The organism is Xanthovirga aplysinae (assembly GCF_009711365.1).
In the GTDB taxonomy this organism is placed as follows: Bacteria; Bacteroidota; Bacteroidia; order Cytophagales; family Cyclobacteriaceae; genus Xanthovirga; species Xanthovirga aplysinae.
Genome location: NZ_SMMB01000648.1, coordinates 1 through 2,991, shown reverse-complemented (window position 1 = coordinate 2,991; position 2,991 = coordinate 1). Strand labels below are relative to the sequence as shown.

The 2,991-nt window shown below is 37.5% G+C and carries 2 protein-coding genes; one reads left to right on the top strand and one right to left on the bottom strand.

Features of this window, described 5'->3' with window-relative positions; genetic code table 11:
* Nucleotides 1-1,345: DEAD/DEAH box helicase (locus E1171_RS03685; protein ID WP_155204205.1), on the bottom strand; the 1,345-nt coding region annotated here is incomplete at its 3' end.
* Between the two features lie 125 nt (nucleotides 1,346-1,470).
* Between E1171_RS03685 and E1171_RS03680 the strand changes: the two genes are divergently transcribed.
* The gene (locus tag E1171_RS03680) at nucleotides 1,471-2,808 is read left to right on the top strand and encodes a dihydroorotase (RefSeq protein WP_155204203.1); all 1,338 of its coding nucleotides are present in this window, start codon (nucleotides 1,471-1,473) and stop codon (nucleotides 2,806-2,808) included.
* Nucleotides 2,809-2,991: the final 183 nt, after the last annotated feature.

The window sequence follows — 2,991 nt, the reverse complement described above, 5'->3', positions numbered from 1 at the left end:
TTCTTTGACCCGTTTTTCGGCTTTTTAGGCCTGTCTTATGAGAAGGCCTTCCTCCCTTCAGACTTTTCTTCCCTTTCATAGTGCCTTTTGCTATTTTTTTCTTTTCGTGAAAGGCCCCTTTATAATCGGGATTTTCTTTTTTCTTTTGCGCATCAATGGCTCTGGCCATTTCTTGTTTTTCTATAAATGGAGTGGCCTCAATGTTAAGATCTTTTGGAAGTTTGGCTTCGGGAATAGGCCTACGGATCAATTTTTCTATTTTTCGCAAATGATAAAGATCCGCTTCAGTGACAAATGTTAAGGCAAATCCCTCATTTTTTGCTCGTCCGGTTCGCCCAATTCGGTGTACATAATCTTCATAAATATAAGGGACATCAAAATTGATCACATGGCTCACCATACTTACGTCCAATCCACGGGAAGCTACGTCTGTAGCTACCAAGAACCGCACTTCCCCTTTTTTAAAAGCCTCTATAGCATTTATTCGAGTATTTTGAGCCTTATTTGAATGGATGACTCGAGCCTCACCTTCTGCTTTTCGACTTAAAAATTTGAATATATTATTAGCCGTTTCTTTTGTTTTGGAAAAAATGATTACCCTATTAAAGCTTTCCTGATCCTCAAAAAACTTTTCTAATAAATTTATTTTAGTTTTAAAATTTGGAATCTTATAGAATTCTTGTTGAATCATTTCTGAGGTAGTTGCCTGAGGGGCCACTTCTACTTTTTCAGGAAATTCCAGGAATTCATGCGAAAGGTTTAAAACCTTTTCTGGCATAGTAGCCGAAAAAAGGAGATTCTGTCTCTTAACGGGGATAATTTCAAGAATTTTTCTGATTTGAGGCATAAAACCCATATCCATCATTTTATCAGCCTCATCTAAAACCATGGTTTTTAACTCTTTTACCACGAGTTCGCCCTTCAAGTAGATATCCATAAAACGGCCAGGAGTAGCTACCAAAATGTCTAAACCTTCATTGATCTGCTCAATTTGGTTTTTGGGCCCCACACCTCCATATGCACAAACATGTCGGATATCAGTATATTTGGCCAGTTCAATAATGTTTTTGTCAATTTGCATGGCAAGCTCCCGGGTTGGAGCTAAAATCAACGCTTTTAGATTACTGCCCTGTGCATATTTGATTTTCATAAGAATAGGCAAAACAAAGGCGGCGGTTTTTCCGGTTCCTGTCTGTGCTACCCCCATCAAATCATGTCCAGCCTGAATCAATGGAATTGCTTTTTGCTGTATAGGAGTTGGTTCTTCATACCCTAATTCTTCAATTGCCAATAGCAATTGTTTATTTAACTTAAACTCCTGAAAAGTGCTGATTTTCTTTGTCATAAATCAGAATTTGATTTTACCAAAATTGAGTTTACAATCATTAGTCCACTTTGGTGTTATTGCCTACCTTTGTGCCCAAAGTATTTGACAAAATATTTATGACTCACTTTCAATAAAATACATCAATGAAGACTATTTTAATAAAGGGTGCAAATATAGTAAATGAAGGTAATATTTTTCTTTCCGACCTATTGATAAAAGGTCAAAAAATTGAAAATATTGCCCCGGAGATTGCTGAAAATGAAGTAGATGAGGTGATTTATGCAAATGGAAAATATCTTTTACCAGGTGTAATTGACGATCAGGTTCATTTTAGGGAGCCCGGATTAACTCATAAAGCTGATATATACTCCGAAAGTCGGGCTGCTGTGGCCGGTGGTGTTACATCCTTCATGGAAATGCCCAATACAGTCCCAAATACCCTGACTCAGGAATTACTTGAAAAAAAGTATGCTATTGGTGCTGAACGATCTCTTGCAAACTATTCATTCTACATGGGTGCCTCTAATGATAATTTAGAAGAGGTATTGAAAACTGATCCAAAAAATGTTTGCGGTGTCAAAGTGTTTATGGGTTCCTCTACCGGAAATATGCTAGTAGATGATTCAGCTGTTCTCGAAAAAATCTTTAAGGAGGTAAAAATGCTGATTGCTACCCATTGTGAAGATGAGTCCACTATTCGTGCTAATTCTGCTGCCTACAAGGAAAAATACGGAGAAAATGTACCCTTTCATTGCCATCCAGAAATCCGAAGTGAGGAAGCATGTTATAAATCCTCTTCCAGGGCGGTACAGCTCGCAAAAAAATATAATTCCCGATTACATATTCTTCATATCTCCACGGCAAAAGAAACTTCCCTTTTCCAAAATGACATCCCATTAAAAGAAAAACGAATTACAGCTGAAGCCTGCGTCCATCATTTATGGTTTGACGACAGGGATTACCAAAAGAAAGGCAGCCTTATAAAATGGAATCCTGCGGTAAAAACACAACAAGATAAAGAAGGCATATTGCAAGCCCTTTTAGAGGATCGAATTGATGTAGTGGCTACAGATCATGCACCTCATACCCTTGAAGAAAAACAAAATTCCTATTTTATGGCTCCATCCGGAGGCCCTTTGATCCAGCATACTTTGGTGGCAATGCTGGAATTGTATCATCAGGAAAAAATTGGCTTGGAGAAAATTGTGGAGAAAATGTGCCATAATCCAGCTATAATGTTTGAAATAAAAAAAAGGGGCTTTATTCGTGAAGGTTATTTTGCCGATCTGGTTTTAGTTGATCTAGATGATGCCTGGGAGGTCAACAGAAAAAATGTAGTTGCTAAATGTGGTTGGTCACCTTTTGAAGGCCAAACTTTTCAGGCTAAAGTGAGTCATACCTTTGTGTCAGGACACTTGGCCTATCATAAAGGGCAGTTCAATGAAGAACAGAAAGGAATGCGATTGCGCTTTGATAGGTAATTTACCAGTGAACTTATGTAAGAAAGCAATAATTATTTTTCCTTTTGATTATAAATTGGTTAGGATTTATAAGTGGTTTTTTCCCTTGAAAATTTAGAATCCTAATTTGGAGATTGCGTAATATTAATTACCTTTGCAGACGCAAAAACATACGGTGATTGTAGCTCAGTAGGTTAGAGCGCT